Source organism: Phenylobacterium soli, assembly GCF_003254475.1.
GTDB lineage: Bacteria > Pseudomonadota > Alphaproteobacteria > Caulobacterales > Caulobacteraceae > Phenylobacterium > Phenylobacterium soli.
This window is the reverse complement of sequence record NZ_QFYQ01000001.1, coordinates 995,004-1,010,189: the sequence shown is the minus strand read 5'-3', so window position 1 is coordinate 1,010,189 and position 15,186 is coordinate 995,004. Positions and strand designations below refer to the sequence as shown.

Sequence of the window (15,186 nt, the reverse complement as noted above, 5' to 3'; positions counted from 1 at the left end):
GGGGCGGCCTTCGAACATCGGACGCGATGCGCAACCACCTTCGCACCTTCATCCTGCTGGCGGCCCTGACGGCGCTGTTCGTCGGCGCGGGCTATCTGGTGGGCGGCCCGACCGGCATGGCCCTGGCCTTCCTGATGGCCGCCGGCATGAACCTGTTCAGCTACTGGAACGCCGACAGGATCGTGCTCTCCATGTACCGGGCCCGGCTGGTCGACGAGACCGACCCCGAGCCGCTGGTCCGCAACTATGTGGCCGACGTCTACGAGATGGCCGACCGCGCCGGCCTGCCACGGCCGCGCGTCCACGTCATCGACGAGGACCAGCCCAACGCCTTCGCCACCGGCCGCGACCCGGCCCACGCCGCCGTCGCCGCCACCCGCGGACTGCTGCAGATGCTGGACCGCCGCGAGATCCGCGGCGTCATGGGCCACGAGCTGACCCATGTGAAGAACCGCGACACCCTGACGATGACGATCACCGCGACCATCGCCGGGGCGGTCTCGGCCCTCGCCAATTTCGCCTTCTTCTTCGGGGGCCGCGACGAGGACGGCCGCCCTACGGGCCTGATCCCGATGCTGGTGGTGTCGCTGGTCGCCCCGCTCGCCGCGGCCCTGGTGCAGATGGCCATCAGCCGCGGCCGCGAATACGAGGCCGATCGCGGCGGCGCGGACATCTCCGGCGATCCGGAGGCGCTCGCCTCCGCCCTGCGCAAGATCGAGGCCTTCGCCCGCGGCGGCTACCGCAACCCGGAGGCCGAGGCGAACCCGGCCACGGCGCACCTCTTCATTATAAATCCGCTCGGCGGCCGGCCCGGGGACAACCTCTTCGCCACCCACCCCGCCACCGAGAACCGCGTGGCCGCCCTGATGCAGATGGCCGGCCGCGCGCCGGAGGCGCGGCCGGCTACGGCCGTGCCGATCACCGAGGCGGCGCGCGGCCCCTGGGGCTGATCCGCCCCTAGGCGGCGGGCCGGGCGGCGATGTCGCGCAAGCGCGCGAACAGCCGGCGCACCTCGGCCTCGTTGGCCGCCGCCAGAGCCTCCAGCGCCTGGCGCTGGGCGGACGGGGTCTGGGTCACCCAGCCTTCCTTCAGCTGGCGCACGAAGCCCATCCGGCCGAGCTCCATCAGCCGCCGGCGCACCCGCTCGCGCGGCATGCCGAGCTGGGTCGAGAGCCTGAGGCTCGGGCAGGGCGGCGCGCCCGGTCCCGTCGACCACATGGCGAGGAGGACGAGGCCGCTCATCAGCTCCCCGGTGAGGGCCACCATCCGGTCCGCGGTGCGCAGCATGAACTCGGAGAGCACCGTGTTGACCGGCCGCATGTGCGACGAAGGGAGGGGCCCGGGCAGGCTTTCCCCGGCTTGCAGGACGCCGATGCCGACCAGTTCGTCATGGAAGCGCTGCAGCCGCTGCAACCGCGCGGCCTGGATGCTCATGTGCGCCGGCGAGACGATCACCTCGCGCGGCACATAGGCCCCGTCGGGCGTCAGGACACAGCGACCGGCCTCGACCAGCGCCAGGACCCGCCGGCGCACGGTCTCGTAGGGCAGGGCGAGCGAGTTGGCCACGGCGTAGATGCTGATCGGCCGGCGGATCTCGTCGGGCAGGGCCTCGCCCGCCGCGTCCAGACGCTTGCGCTCCGGCTGGTTGCGCGAAGGCGCTATGTTGGCCTGGACGATGGCCGCGAAGACCAGCGGCTCCAGAAGGTCTCCGTCGCCGCGGCTGATGTTCGCCGCGTCGGTCACGAAGGCGGCCGAACGATGCAGGAGCTCGTCCAGCGCCACGCCTGTGCCTTCGACTAACTTTCTGGCCGTCCTGGTCGTCGCCGCCATGGCTTTGAATGTTCCGGTGATCTGCCGCCTTTGACAACGCTGTCCCAACGTCGCCCGCTGCGGCGAAAGCGCTTGCGAAACGCTGTTTGGATGGGCCCCATTCGATCGAAGGACGCCGGCGCGAGACCGGCGCCGCAGGAAGTCCGCTGGGAGGATCTGCCATGAGCGACGGATCGGTCGACCTCAGGAACGAGGCCCGCGCCCGGGTCTACGCCGAGCCGCTGGAGACGCTGAATCCGGCGCGCCCGGAACTCTTCGAGAACAACAGCTTCTGGCCGTACTTCGAGCGCCTGCGCGCCGAGGCCCCGGTCCACTTCACGCCGGAGAGCGACTTCGGCGGCTTCTGGTCGGTGACCCGCTTCGAGGACATCATGGCGGTGGACACCAACCACCAGGTGTTCTCCTCGGCCGACGGCATCGTCCTGCAGAGCCTGGAGGCCAAGGCCGAACAGGCGACGCGCCCGACCCGTCCCTCCTTCATCGCCATGGATCCGCCGCGCCACGACGAGCAGCGCAAGACGGTCAGCCCGGCCGTGGCGCCGGCCAATCTCGCGCGCATGGCCCCGGTGATCCGCGAGCGCGCCGGCGCCATCCTCGACGGCCTGCCGATCGGCGAGGAGTTCGACTGGGTCGACCTCGTGTCCAAGGAGCTGACGGCCATGACGCTGGCCACGCTCTTCGACTTCCCCTTCGAGCACCGGCGCAAGCTGACCTACTGGTCGGACATGTTCACCAACGCGCCCGGCCACGGCCCGGCCAAGAGCTGGGAGCACAAGCGGGAGGAAGCCAACAACTGCTTCGCCGCCTTCACCGAGCTGTGGAACGAGCGGGTGAACGCCGAGCCGCGTTTCGACCTCGTCTCCATGCTGGCTCACGGCGAGGCGACGCGGAACATGGATCCGCTCGAGTACCACGGCAACGTCGTGCTGCTGATCATCGGCGGCAACGACACCACGCGGAACACCATCTCCGGCTCGCTCTACGCCCTGAACAAGAACCCGGGCGAGTACGACAAGCTGCGCGCCAATCCGGCGCTCATCCCGTCCATGGTCTCCGAGACCATCCGCTGGCAGACCCCGCTCGCCCACATGGCGCGGACCGCCACCCAGGACCATGTGCTCGGCGGCAAGACCATCAAGGCCGGCGACCGGGTGGTCATGTGGTACGTCTCCGGCAACCGCGATGAGACCGCTATCGAGGATCCGGAAGCCTACCGGATCGACCGGGCCCAGCCGCGCAAGCACCTGTCGTTCGGCTTCGGCATCCACCGCTGCGTCGGCAACCGCCTGGCCGAGCTGCAGCTGACCATCATCTGGGAAGAGATCATGAAGCGCTTCCCGACGGTGCAGGTGGTGGCCGAGCCGACCCGCACCCATTCGATCTTCGTGAAGGGCTACGAGACCCTGCCCGTGGTGATCCCGGCGCGGAATTGAGGCAAGCTGATCCCGCGCCCCGGCGGGCGCGGGTGATCGGCATGAGCTTGGACGAGCGGCGTCACTATCACGTAGGCAACCTCAGGGCCCGGCTCATCGAGGCCGCGCGCGCGGCGCTGGAGACGGAGGGGCTGGCGGGCCTGAACCTGCGGGCCCTGGCCGCCCGCGCCGGCATCACCGCCGGCAGCGTCTATCACCACTACGCCGGCAAGACCGAGCTCCTGGGCGAGCTCGCCGGCTCGGGCTTCGCCGACCTGCGCCGCGCCCTCGAGCAGGCCGACCGCGCCGCCGGCGACGGCGGCCGCCTGCGCGCCTGGGCCCTGACCTATTTCGACTTCGCCCACCGCCAGCCGGCGCTCTATGGCCTGATGTTCGACCCCACGATCGCCGCCCTTCCCACCGTCGCCGAACCGCGCGAAGCGGCGCTCGACAACCTGCGCGGCCTCGTTGCCCGCGTCGCCGCCCAGCAGGAGCGCGAGCGGCCGGTCGAGCAGATCGCCCTGGCAATCTGGGCCGCCGCCCACGGCGCGGCGTCCCTGACCATCTCCGGGGCCGGCGGCGACCATCTGATGGAGGACGTCATCACCGGCCTCGAGGCGCTGTTCCGTCCCGCCTGAGGCCGCTCCTCTGCGCCGCCACAATCTGAACAGGCTTGCCCGCTTCCGTCCGGCCCGACATGAACCGACCCATGCGCAAGCTCCTCCTCGGATTCGGCCTCGCCCTCGGCCTCGCCGCCGCCTCCGCTGCGGCGGCCGCCCAGGGCTATTCCCCGGCCGCCCAGAAGGTGCTGACCCGCGCTCGCCTGGCGGCTGGCGGCGGCGCCTGGAACAGCCTGCGCGGCTGGCACGAGGCCGGCCGCCTCGGCGCCACGCCCTACGAGACCTGGCTCGATCCCCTGCGCTACGGCATGCGGGTGGAGACCCGCGAGGCCGACGGCCTGCACGTCCACGGCTTCAACGGCGGCGGCGACTGGCGCATCGCGCCCTCCGGCCAGGCCACCGGCGCCGACATCCGGGGCGTCATCTCGCAGACCCGTACCGACGCCTTCTTCGACATCCGCGGCTATTTCTATCCCGGCCGCTTCGACGCCCGCGGCGAGTACGTCGGCGTCCGCAGCTTCCAGGGCCGCAGTTTCGACGTGGTCATGGTCAAGCCCTGGGCCGCCGAGCCGCGCGAGCTGTGGTTCGACCGCCGCAGCCATCTGCTGGCCCGGATGGTCGACCGCACGGGCCCAAGGCCCGTCGCCCAGCAGTTCTCCGACTACCGCAAGGTCGGCGGGGTGCGGATCGCCTTCCGTATCTGGACCGAAGGCCCCTCCGGCACGCCCGTGGCGGTGCGCCAGATCGAGTCCGTCACCTTCGGCCCGGTCGACCGCAACCTGTTCAGCCTGCCCCGCCGCAACGCGGAGGCGGAGGCCGCGCCGGCGCCCGCCCGCTAGCGCCGCGAATAGACCGCGCCCTTGGCGTGGAGCAGGTCGCTCCAGCGCCAGGCGCCGGCGCCGAAGGCGATCCGCTGGCCGTCGGTCAGCGAGATCAGCACAAGGCCCCGCATCGGCTGGGCCCGGCACGCCTCCGGCGCGAAGCCGACCTCCACGGCGATCGCCTGGCGCACGCTGGCCAGGCCCCGGCCTTCCTCGCCCGGGCTCTGGATCCATTCGCCGTTCCAGATCAGCACCGCCTTGCCGCGATGGACCCCGGCGACGGCGCTGCGCACCCGCCCGTCGCGCCTTAGCGCCGTCTGCAGCCTCGCCACCATGTCGCAGGGCCGCCCGCCCGCGCCGTCGACCTCGCCGGCCCCGCCGCCGCCCTCGCCCTCGCCGGCCGTGGTGGCGCCGACCAGCTGGGCGTCGGTGAGCTCGGGCAGGGGCGCGGTCTCGGCGGCCTTGGCGACCACCAGGGGCTGGACCGGCGTCTGCGGCGGCGGCGTCTCGTGGACCTTGATCGCCGGCCGCGCCTTAGCTGGGGTCGGCGCGGGTTTGGGGACCGGCGAAGGGCTCGGCGCCGGCGGTGCGGGCGAGGGCTCCGGGTCGGGCGCCGGGACCTCCACGGGCTTCGGCGGGGGCTCGGCCAGGGCGACAGCGATCGGCTCGCTCTCCTGGATCACCAGCGGCGAGGACGCGCGGCTCATCAGTAGGGCGCCGAGCACCGCGGCGTGCGCCGACAGGCTCAGGGCCACCGCGCCCCAGCGTTTCGCTATTCGCCTGCCGCCCTCGGCCATGATCCTTCCGGCGCCGCTGAACCTCGGCCAGGAAGACCACGCGAGCGGGGCTGGATCGTGGCGAACGGTCAAGCTTGCCCCATTCAGGCCACGGTCGGGTCATGACCACGCCGCAACCCAACCTGCACTTTGCGAGTTGGCGATATGCCTCGGGGTGGGGTCAGGCTTGGAAGGAGAGGCTTTTTTGACCCACGCGATACTGAATACCCCGCTCAAGACCCCCGCGCTCAAGGCTCCGGTCCTGAAGAGTCTCGCCATCGGCGGCGCGGTGATCATGGCCGGGATCGCAGCCAGCGGCTGCGCCAGCCACAAGTTCGTCCGCGATCAGGTGGCCGTCGTCGATAACCACGTGACCGCCGTCGAGGGCACCGCCCGCGACGCGCTCGACCGCGCCAACGCGGCCCACAAGCTGGCCGAGGGCAAGTTCCTCTACCAGGTGGTCCTTTCCGACGACTCCGTGAAGTTCCCGACCGACCGGCACGCGCTGTCGCCGGAGGCCGAGCAGCGGCTCTCCGAACTGGCCGAGCGGCTGAAGGGCGAGAACAAGAACGTCTACCTGGAGATCCAGGGCCACACCGACTCCACCGGCACCGAGGCCTACAATGAGCAGCTCGGCGCTGCGCGGGCCGAGGCCGTGCGCCTTTATCTCAACAAGCAGGGCGTGCCGCTGAACCGCATGGCGACGATCAGCTACGGCCAGACCGTGCCGGTCGCGCCCAACGACACCAAGGAAGGCCGCTCGCAAAACCGTCGGGTGGCGATCATCGTCCTGAGCTAAGCGCTCGGGAACGCAGGCGGCGCGCGCCAGGCTCTTCGGCCAGCATCTTCAGCCCGGCCGCGCCGCCTCGCATAGGCACACCACCTCGCCGGCAAGCGCCGTCCCCCACGCGCCTGCCGCCTTTCCTGGCGTGCGGCTTCCGCCATGGCCGCGCCTGCGGTAAGCTTCACCATTGGGTCTTGGGGGGCTCCACGTGAAGAAGCTGATCTTAGCGGCGCTCGCCGCGGCCGCCATCGCCGGACCGGCCCACGCGGCTCCGACCTGCCAGGGAGAGGCCTGCGGCGACATCGCTTCCATCGGGGACGGCGACAGCGTGAGGCTGTCCAACCACGGAAAGCGGCCGGTCCTCATCATTTACAACGACGGGTGGGACGATATCTGGATGACGCTTCAGCCGGGCGAGACCAAGGCCACCGGCGAGGCGGTCCTGAGCATGTTCGCGCACTATGTGGCGACCGGGGCGAAGAAGAGGGCCGCCGGCCCTAACCCTCCTCAAAGCCGATAAACACCGCCGCTTCGTCGACGCTCTTGCGCTCAGAGACCACCGCGTTGGCGGGGAAGGTCTCGTCGGGCCAGCCGAGGGCGATGGACTTCATGATCACCTGGTCGTCGGCGATCCCGGCGTGCTCACGCACGACCGGCGACTGCATGATACCTTGGCTATTGATCACCGCGCCCAGGCCGCGGGACCAGGCGGCGTTGACCAGGGCCGTGGCGACGGCCCCGCAGTCGAAGGGCGCGTCGTCGCTGCCGTGCAGCTCCTTGTCGTAGGTCACGATGATGCAGACCGGCGCGTCGAACTGACGGAAGCCGCGCAGCACCCAGTCCTGGCGGCCCTCCTTGTCCTCGCGGGCGATCCCCATGGCGGCGAACAGCTGCTTGGCGACGCCGATCTGCCGTTCGCGGTGCTTGCCGGCGAAGGCCTCGCCGGTGCGGAATTCGCGGCTGTGCGGCACGCCGGCGAGGTTCCGTTCGGTGTTGCCGGCGCGGATCCGGTCCAGCGGCTCGCCGCTGATCACATAGAAATTCCACGGCTGGGTGTTCATCGACGAGGGCGCGCGCATGGCGAGCTCGAGGATCTCCTCGATCAGCTCCCGCGGCACCGGCTTGTCCAGATAGCCCCGGATGCTCCGCCGACCCTTCACCACCTCGTCGTACTGCAACGCCTGTCTCCCGATGTCTCGTTCGACCCCATCCTGCCACGGCTCGCCGCTGACGTCGGGTGAAGATCGTCGGGTGATTTACATCCGCGCCGCCAGCCCTTAAGAGCCTCACCCATGTCCGCCCGGACCATCCTGCCGATTACCCGCAAACCGACCCGCTCCGGCGGGGCGTCGGCGGGTGTGCGCGCGGTCTGAACCGAGCCTGACCCCCGAGAAGCCCCGCCGACGCGCGGGGCCGCTTCCTCACCGAAAGCCGCCGGTCCCCGCGCCTCCGCCCAACAGGAGACGTGACCTCATGACCCGCAACCTTCCCCAGGCGCCGAACGTCGGTATCGTCGGGGCGACCGGCCTCGTCGGCGAGATGATGCGCGAGATCCTCGCCGAACGCGGCTTCCCCGTCGGCCAGCTTCGCCTCTTCGCCTCGGCCCGTTCGGCCGGCAAGCGCCTGCCCTTCGCCGGCGGCGAGGTGGTCGTCGAGGACGCCGCCACGGCCGACTACGCCGGGCTCGACATCGTCTTCTTCTCGGCCGGCGGCTCCACCTCCAAGGCCCTGGCGCCCAAGGTCGCCGCCGCCGGGGCCATCGTCATCGACAACTCCTCCGCCTGGCGCGGCGACCCGGACGTCCCGCTGGTGGTCTCCGAGGTCAATCCCCACGCCCTGGCCTCGATCCCGAAGGGCATCGTCGCCAACCCCAACTGCACCACCATGGCGGCCATGCCGGTGCTGAAGCCGCTGCACGACGCGGCGGGCCTAAAGCGCCTGGTGGCCAGCACCTACCAGGCGGTCAGCGGCGGCGGGGTCGCCGGCATCCGCGAACTCGACCTGCAGGCCAAGGCCCTCGGCGAGGCCGGCCCGGCCCTCGCCCGCAACGGCGAGGCGGTGGCTTTCCCGCACGTGGAGAAGTGGCCCGTGCCGATCGCCTTCAACGTCGTGCCGCTCAACTATGTCCCGGCCGAGGACGGCTACACCGACGAGGAGCTGAAGCTGCGCGACGAGACCCGCAAGATCCTCGAGATCCCCGGCCTGCCGGTCTCGGGCACCTGCGTCCGCGTGCCGGTCTTCACCGGCCACTCGATCTCCATGAACCTCGAGTTCGAGCGCCCCCTGTCGGTCGAAGCGGCCCTCGCCCTGCTCGCCCAGGCCCCGGGCGTCGTCCTCGCCGACGTGCCGAACCCGCTCGCCGCCACCGGCCGCGACGAGGTCTTCGTCGGCCGCGTCCGCCCCGACCCGACCGTCGCGCACGGCCTGGCCCTCTTCCTCTCCAACGACAACCTCAGGAAGGGCGCGGCCCTCAACGCGGTCCAGATCGCCGAGGTGCTCCTGGCGCAGCGGCGGGCGCAGGCGGCGGCCTAGGCGCGCGCCTTCCTCTCCCCTCTACGCTTCGCGTGGGGGAGAGGAGGGGCAATCCCCGATCGATTGGCGCCACCTCCCCTCTCCCCGCTCGCGGGGAGAGGCGGAGAAACTCACTCCGCCGGCAGCACGTTCTCCGAGCGCTTCACCATCATCCGGTCGAATTCGGCCCAAACGCCTTCTTCGCCGTGCCACATGCCCTTGGTCGCAGCCTTGGAGTATTCGGTCGCGCGGGCTTCGAAGAAGTTGGCGTGCTCGACGCCGGAGAGCATCGACTGCAGCCAGGGCAGCGGGTTCTCCTTGACGCCATAGACTTCAGGAAGATGGAGCTGGCGCAGGCGCCAGTCGGCGATGAAGCGGATGTAGCTCTTGATGTCCTCGGGCGTCATGCCCTGGACCTCGCCGGCCTCGAAAGCGAGGTCGATGAACTTGTCCTCCAGGCCCACCACGGTGCGGCAGCAGTCGACGATGTCGTCGGCCACCGCCTTGGTCACCGCGCCGGTCTCGGCGTTGAAGGCGTGGTAGAGCTTGATGATCCCTTCGCAGTGCAGGCTCTCGTCGCGCACCGACCAGGAGACGATCTGGCCCATGCCCTTCATCTTGTTGTGGCGCGGGAAGTTCATCAGCATGGCGAAGGACGCGAAGAGCTGCAGCCCCTCGGTGAAGCCGCCGAACATGGCCAGCGTGCGGGCGATGTCGGCCGGGGTGTCGACCCCGAACTGCTGCATATAGTCGTGCTTGTCGCGCATGGCCTTGTAGTCGAGGAAGGCCGTGAACTCGCTGTCCGGCATGCCGATCGTTTCGAGCAGCAGGGCGTAGGCGGCGATGTGGATCGTCTCCATGTTGGAGAACGCCGCCAGCATCATTTTCACCTCGGTCGGTTTGAACACCCGGCCGTAGCGCTCCATGTAGTTGTCGTTCACCTCGACGTCCGATTGCGTGAAGAACCGGAAGATCTGGGTGAGCAGGGCGCGTTCGCGGTCGTTCAGCTTGGACGCCCAGTCCTTGCAATCCTCGCCGAGCGGGATCTCCTCCGGCAGCCAGTGGACCTGCTGCTGCTTTTTCCAGAACTCGTAGGCCCAGGGGTACCGGAACGGCTTGTAGGCGTAGGACGGCGTGAGCAGGCCAGGCAGGCTACGGACGTTGGTCACGGGCGTGGATCCCTGAATCGCGAGGTGCGGAACGACGACACGAACCGTGCCACTCAAACCGGTCAACATCTAGCGCCAAAGTGTCCGGGGGTCCCAAGATGTTGTGAATGGGCGGGGGATAAGGTGGCCCCGCCGTGAGATCGGTCGTGAAGTAAAAAGGCGGCCGAAGCCGCCCTTCTGCGTCCCCTTGCGTATTCCGCCGCTATTTCCGCGGGCGGATCGACAGGGAGAAGGCGACCATGTCGTCGTCGTGCGGGTCGATGCCGTACATGACGTGCTCGCCCTTCACCTTGCGGTGGACATAGCCGACCGAGGTCTGCACCGCGCCGCGCCGCCAGCCGACGCCGACCTGGGTGTCGCCGACCAGCTTGGAGGTCGCGTCGGTGGACCAGCCGGCCCGGTTCCAGCCGCTCTCGCCGTGCAGCATGTTCATGCCGACCGCGCGGCCCGAGGCGGCGGCGAAGAGATACCAGCGGCCCTGGTCGCCGAACGCGGAGCCATCCTTGACGCCCATGGACTTCAGCCGCTCGCCGGCGAGGTCGGCCTTGGAGACCGAGAGGGTGGCGCCGGCCTCGGCCGAGCCGCCGCCGGCCCGGTCGCCGCCGATCACCCCGACCCCGGCGTGGGGCGAGACGTCCACCGCCAGGCGGCCGGCGTCGAAGCTCACCGCGCCGGGCCATTTGCGGATCACGCTGACCTCGTAGTCGCTCGGGTCGACGGCGGAGCGCTGGGTCAGCGGAAGGTCGCCGGGCCGCGCCACGACCGCGCCCTGGCGGATACGTAGCGAATCGATGGGGCCGTCCGAGCGGGCGGACAGCGCCGCCTCGTCGGTGCGCCAGCTCACCAGGCCGGCGCCGGGGGCATAGGTGTCGTGGTCGAGCAGGGCGCCGATCGGGTCGGTCTCGACGGGCTTGATGTTCGGCTTGAACGCCGCCTGCGCGAGGGCGTCGCGGGTCGATGCGTGGGCCTTCGCCGCCGGCGCGGCCATCGCCGTGCCGCTCCAGGCGCCGCTTAGGGCGCCGCATCCGGCGCCACAACCCAGGACGATGGCCAGAACAGCCAACCGCCTCATCAGACGTTCTCCCAGCCCGCTTCTTTTGTAGCGCGGTTATCCCGCACCATTCCACGGACCTTCAAAGTCGCAAAATGAAATGCAGTTCCCGTGCCTAAATGGAATTCGTGACAGCACCTTGATGTGCCTCAATCGGGGGCGCTGAGCGGGCGCGAATGCCTGAAACAGCGAGGCTTCGCCCCGGTCCGGCCTTAACCAAGACGCCGGACACGAAAAAGCCCCCGGCGTCGCCGCCGGGGGCTCTTTTCATCTGACCTGAGCTACTGGCCTAACTCACTGGCAGGCCAAGCATTCCTCGTAGTCCGTCTTGGCCGCGCCGGCCATGTCGACCACCTGCTCGGCCACCTCGCCGCCGGCGTGGGCCGCCCGCTGCACCGACTTGGAGCGCAGATAGTAGAGGCTCTTGCAGCCCCGCTCCCAGGCCATCCAGTGCAGCATGTGCAGGTCCCACTTGTCGACGTCGCCCGGCAGGAAGACGTTGACCGACTGCGACTGGCACACGTCCGGGGTGCGGTCGGCGGCGAGCTCGATGACCCAGCGCTGGTCGATCTCGAAGGCGGTCTTGTAGACGTCCTTCTCGTCCTGGCTGAGGAAGTCCAGGTGCTGGACCGAGCCCTCGTTCTGCAGGATGGAGTCCCACACCGCCGGGGTGTTCTGGCCCTTCTCCTCGAGCAGGCGCTCCAGGTAGGGGTTCTTCACCGCGAAGGTGCCCGACAGAGTCTTGTGGCTGTAGATGTTGGCCGGGATCGGCTCGATGCCGGCGCTGGTGCCGCCGCAGATGATCGAGATCGAGGCGGTCGGCGCGATCGCCAGCTTATGGCTGAAGCGCTCCATCACCCCGCGCTCGGCGGCGTCCGGGCACGGGCCGCGCTCGGCGGCCAGGGTCCGCGAGGCGGCGTCGCATTGGCGGCGCAGCGTCTTGAAGAGGCGCATGTTCCAGCTCTTCGCCAGGGCGCTCTCGAAGGGCACGTTCTGCTGCTGCAGGAAGGAGTGGAAGCCCATCAGGCCCAGGCCCACCGAGCGCTCGCGGGTCGCGGCGTAGACGGCGTGCGCCATCTCCGGCGGGGCGCGCTGGATGAAGTCCTCCAGCACGTTGTCGAGGAAGCGCATCACGTCCTCGATGAAGGTCGGATGGTCGCGCCACTCGAGGAACTTCTCGGCGTTGACCGAGGAGAGGCAGCAGACCGCGGTCCGCTCCTGGCCCAGGTGGTCCTTGCCGGTGTGGAGCATGATCTCCGAGCACAGGTTCGACTGGCGGACCGACAGGCCGAGCTCGCGCTGATGCTGCGGCATCGAGCGGTTCACGGTATCGGAGAAGATCAGGTAGGGCTCGCCGGTCTGCAGGCGGATCTCGAGGATCTTCTGCCAGAGCGTGCGGGCGTCGACCTCGCGGATCACCTCGCCGGTCTTGGGGCTGCGCAGGCCGAACATCGCCCCGTCGCGCACCGCCTCCATGAACTCGTCGGTGATCGAGATGCCGTGGTGCAGGTTGAGGGACTTGCGGTTGAAGTCGCCCGACGGCTTCCGGATCTCCAGGAACTCCTCGATCTCCGGGTGGTGGACGTCGAGATAGACCGCCGCCGAGCCGCGGCGCAGCGAGCCCTGGCTGATCGCCAGCGTCAGGGAGTCCATCACGCGGATGAAGGGGATGATGCCGCTGGTCTGGCCCGCGCCCTTCACCTTCTCGCCGATCGAGCGGACGCCCCCCCAGTAGGTGCCTATGCCGCCGCCGTTGGAGGCGAGCGCCACGTTCTCGTTCCAGACGCTGACGATGCCGTCGAGGTTGTCGGGCACGGCGTTGAGGAAGCAGGAGATGGGCAGGCCGCGCGCCGCGCCGCCATTCGACAGCACCGGCGTGGCCGGCATGAACCACAGGTTGGAGATGTAGTCGTAGATGCGCTGGGCGTGCTCGGCGTCGTCCGCGAAGGCCGTGGCCACCCGGGCGAACATGTCCTGATAGGACTCGCCCGGCAGCAGGTAGCGGTCCTCCAGCGTGGTCTTGCCGAAGTCGGTCAGGTTGGCGTCGCGCGAGCGATCCACCTCCACCTTGCGCACAAGCTGCAGCTGCGGACGTTCCGGCCGCGCCTGGACCTGGCCCGCCGTTTCGGCAATCCCAACCTTCGCCGCTTCGCTCATCGTCCCCAAATCCATACTTTTGCGAGACTTACGGCCTCACCCCAGCCCGCCTCGCGCCCCCAAGATGTTGTGGGCGACACGCCCGAACAACCCACATATGGGGACACAGAGCCTAAGGAGTCGTCAATGAGGACAGCTCATCGGCGCCCAGGTTTTTTCGTTAACCAGACCTTAACGCGGTAAGGCCGCTCTCGGCAGATCAAGGCCTTGGCGGCGCCGCAAGGTCACCCCGCTCACGAGAGTGTGACCGGCCCGGACTCAACCCCTCAGCGGCCACACCATGGAGATGAGCAGGGTGCCCACGACCAGGACGAGCAGGGAGAGCGGCGCGCCCAATCGAGGGTAGTCCCAGAACCGGTAGCCGCCCGGTCCCATGACCAGGGTGTTGCACTGGTGGCCGATGGGCGTGAGGAAGTCGCAGCCGGCGCCGACGGCCACCGCCATCAGGAAAGCGTCGGGGTTGAGGCCCTGGTGGCGGGCGAATCCGGCCGCGATGGGCGCGAAGACCAGCACCGTGGGCGCGTTGTGCATGAAGGGCGCGCTGAGCATCGACAGCAGCATCAGAAGGCCAAGGCCCAGCAGCGGCGGGGCGGGGCCGAGGATCTGCGACAGGAAGGCCGCCGCCACCTCCGCCCCGCCGGTGGCGTGGATCGCCTCGCCCACCGGGATCAGGGCGCCCATCAGCACCAGCACCGGGCCGTCGAGCGCCGAATAGGCCGCGCGCATGCGAAGGCCGCCGAACGCCACCATGGCCACGGCCGCGCCGAAGAAGGCGATGGACACCGGCGCGACGTGGAAGGCGACCAGCAGCATGGCGGTCGTCAGGATCGCCAGGGGCGCGAACGCCCGGCGAAGGCCGCCCAGCCGCACGTCGCGTTCCACCAGCGGCAGCACGCCGAGGGTCTTGAGGGCGCCCGGCATGGTCCGCTCGCCGCCCTGCAGCAGGACGATGTCCCCGGGCCGCAGGCGCACCGTGTTCAACGCCTGGTTCAGGCGGTAGCCGCTGCGGCTCACCGCCAGCAGGTTCACCCCGTGCTTGCCGTGCAGGTCGAGGCGCTGGGCCGATTCGCCGCCCAGCATGGAATCGGGCGCGACCACCCCTTCCACCAGCAGCACCTCCTCGGTCGGCTCCTCCATGGCCACGGGCCGGTCCGAGCGGGTCAGCTTCAGCTTCGCGCGCGAGATCAGGCCGTCGAGGGCCTGCTGGGCGCCTTCCAGGAGGAGGACGTCGCCCGCCTGGAGGTGGGTGTTGGGGTGCGGCCGCGACCGCCGCTTGCCGTCCCTCAGGAGGGCGATGACAGCGACGTCGCCCTCGCCCGCCTTGTGCAGGTCGCCGATGCGCCGGTAGGGGCCGGTCCAGTCATCCGGCGCGCGCACCTCGGTGACGTAGGTGTTGGCCTCGAGCGCCGCCTCCAGGGTCTCGCCGGGCGGACGCGAGCGCGGCAGCAGGCGGTAGGCGAAGCACAGGAAAACCATCCCCATAGCGGCGAGTGCGAGGCCGACGGGGGCGAAGTCGAACATGCCGAACGGTGCGCCGAACAGGTTCTGGCGCACCTCGGAGACGATGATGTTGGGCGAGGTGCCGACCAGGGTCACCAGGCCGCCGAGCAGGGAACCGAAGGCCATGGGCATCAGCAGCCGGCTGGGGGGGGTGTCGGTGCGGCGGGCGGTCTGCAGGGCGATCGGCATCATGATCGCCAGGGCGCCGACGTTCTTGGTGGCCATGGAGAGCAGGGTCACCGCCCCGACGAACACCGGCACCTGGCTGGCGGCGCTCTTCAGCCGTGGCGCGATCGGCCTCAGCAGGGCCTCGATCAGGCCCGAGCGCGCGAAGCCGGCGCTGACCACCAGGGCCGAGCCGATGATCACCACCACGTCGTTGGAGAAGCCGTCGAAGGCCTTCTTGGCGGGCACGACGCCCAGCACCACGCCCGCCATCAGGGCGGCCAGGGCGACGACGTCGTAACGGAAGCGTCCCCAGACGAAGCAGCCGATCGTCACCACGACCAGGCCGAAGGCCAGGACCTGCTGATAGGTCATGCGTTCTCCCTGGCC

At 69.8% G+C, this 15,186-nt stretch carries 14 protein-coding genes; 7 read left to right on the top strand and 7 right to left on the bottom strand.

The features are described 5' to 3' along the window. Positions 1–26: 26 nt before the first annotated feature. The gene (htpX, locus tag DJ017_RS05080; RefSeq protein WP_111527689.1) at positions 27–950 is read left to right on the top strand and encodes a zinc metalloprotease HtpX; all 924 of its coding nucleotides are present in this window, start codon (positions 27–29) and stop codon (positions 948–950) included. A 7-nt stretch (positions 951–957) separates the two neighbouring features. Here htpX and DJ017_RS05075 read toward each other — a convergent pair whose 3' ends face one another. Further along, entirely contained in the window at positions 958–1,782 is an 825-nt protein-coding gene (locus tag DJ017_RS05075) for a hypothetical protein (protein WP_111527688.1), read from the bottom strand. A gap of 209 nt (positions 1,783–1,991) precedes the next feature. Between DJ017_RS05075 and DJ017_RS05070 the strand changes: the two genes are divergently transcribed. From DJ017_RS05070 to DJ017_RS05060, 3 genes are all read left to right on the top strand, one after another. Next, positions 1,992–3,263, top strand: a complete 1,272-nt coding sequence (locus DJ017_RS05070; RefSeq protein WP_111527687.1) for a cytochrome P450 — start codon at positions 1,992–1,994, stop codon at positions 3,261–3,263. A gap of 41 nt (positions 3,264–3,304) precedes the next feature. Further along, entirely contained in the window at positions 3,305–3,880 is a 576-nt protein-coding gene (locus DJ017_RS05065; RefSeq protein ID WP_133255385.1) for a TetR/AcrR family transcriptional regulator, read from the top strand. Between the two features lie 71 nt (positions 3,881–3,951). After that, positions 3,952–4,701, top strand: a complete 750-nt coding sequence (locus DJ017_RS05060) for a hypothetical protein (RefSeq protein WP_111527685.1) — start codon at positions 3,952–3,954, stop codon at positions 4,699–4,701. Here the strand turns inward: DJ017_RS05060 and DJ017_RS05055 are convergent. After that, on the bottom strand, positions 4,698–5,480 hold the full coding sequence (locus tag DJ017_RS05055; protein WP_111527684.1) for a hypothetical protein: 783 nt from the start codon (positions 5,478–5,480) through the stop codon (positions 4,698–4,700). The genes DJ017_RS05060 and DJ017_RS05055 overlap by 4 nt on opposite strands. 274 nt (positions 5,481–5,754) lie before the next feature. Here DJ017_RS05055 and DJ017_RS05050 point away from each other — a divergent pair, with 274 nt between their 5' ends. Both DJ017_RS05050 and DJ017_RS05045 read left to right on the top strand, forming a co-directional pair. Continuing rightward, positions 5,755–6,258 carry an OmpA family protein gene (locus DJ017_RS05050; protein ID WP_111529978.1) on the top strand — a complete coding sequence of 168 codons (504 nt, stop codon included), beginning with the start codon at positions 5,755–5,757 and terminating at the stop codon, positions 6,256–6,258. 193 nt (positions 6,259–6,451) lie between these two features. Further along, positions 6,452–6,763 (top strand): hypothetical protein, encoded by a 312-nt coding sequence (locus tag DJ017_RS05045; protein ID WP_111527683.1) that lies wholly within the window; start codon positions 6,452–6,454, stop codon positions 6,761–6,763. Here DJ017_RS05045 and DJ017_RS05040 read toward each other — a convergent pair. Then, positions 6,741–7,421: a nitroreductase gene (locus tag DJ017_RS05040; RefSeq protein ID WP_111527682.1), complete on the bottom strand. Its 681-nt coding sequence runs from the start codon at positions 7,419–7,421 to the stop codon at positions 6,741–6,743. The two genes, DJ017_RS05045 and DJ017_RS05040, sit on opposite strands and share 23 nt — an antisense overlap. 295 nt (positions 7,422–7,716) lie before the next feature. Here DJ017_RS05040 and DJ017_RS05035 point away from each other — a divergent pair, with 295 nt between their 5' ends. Further along, positions 7,717–8,775, top strand: coding sequence for an aspartate-semialdehyde dehydrogenase (locus DJ017_RS05035; RefSeq protein WP_111527681.1), 1,059 nt, complete (start codon positions 7,717–7,719; stop codon positions 8,773–8,775). Positions 8,776–8,885: 110 nt separating this feature from the next. On the opposite strand, the gene DJ017_RS05030 is transcribed toward DJ017_RS05035, so the two are convergent. The 4 genes from DJ017_RS05030 to DJ017_RS05015 all read right to left on the bottom strand — a co-directional run bounded on the left by DJ017_RS05030 (position 8,886) and on the right by DJ017_RS05015 (position 15,171). Then, positions 8,886–9,923, bottom strand: coding sequence for a ribonucleotide-diphosphate reductase subunit beta (locus tag DJ017_RS05030; protein ID WP_111527680.1), 1,038 nt, complete (start codon positions 9,921–9,923; stop codon positions 8,886–8,888). A 202-nt stretch (positions 9,924–10,125) separates the two neighbouring features. Next, positions 10,126–10,995: a lipid A-modifier LpxR family protein gene (locus DJ017_RS05025; RefSeq protein ID WP_111527679.1), complete on the bottom strand. Its 870-nt coding sequence runs from the start codon at positions 10,993–10,995 to the stop codon at positions 10,126–10,128. Positions 10,996–11,268: 273 nt separating this feature from the next. Next, positions 11,269–13,131 (bottom strand): ribonucleoside-diphosphate reductase subunit alpha, encoded by a 1,863-nt coding sequence (locus tag DJ017_RS05020; RefSeq protein ID WP_111527678.1) that lies wholly within the window; start codon positions 13,129–13,131, stop codon positions 11,269–11,271. A gap of 258 nt (positions 13,132–13,389) precedes the next feature. Further along, entirely contained in the window at positions 13,390–15,171 is a 1,782-nt protein-coding gene (locus DJ017_RS05015; RefSeq protein WP_111527677.1) for an SLC13 family permease, read from the bottom strand. Positions 15,172–15,186: the final 15 nt, after the last annotated feature.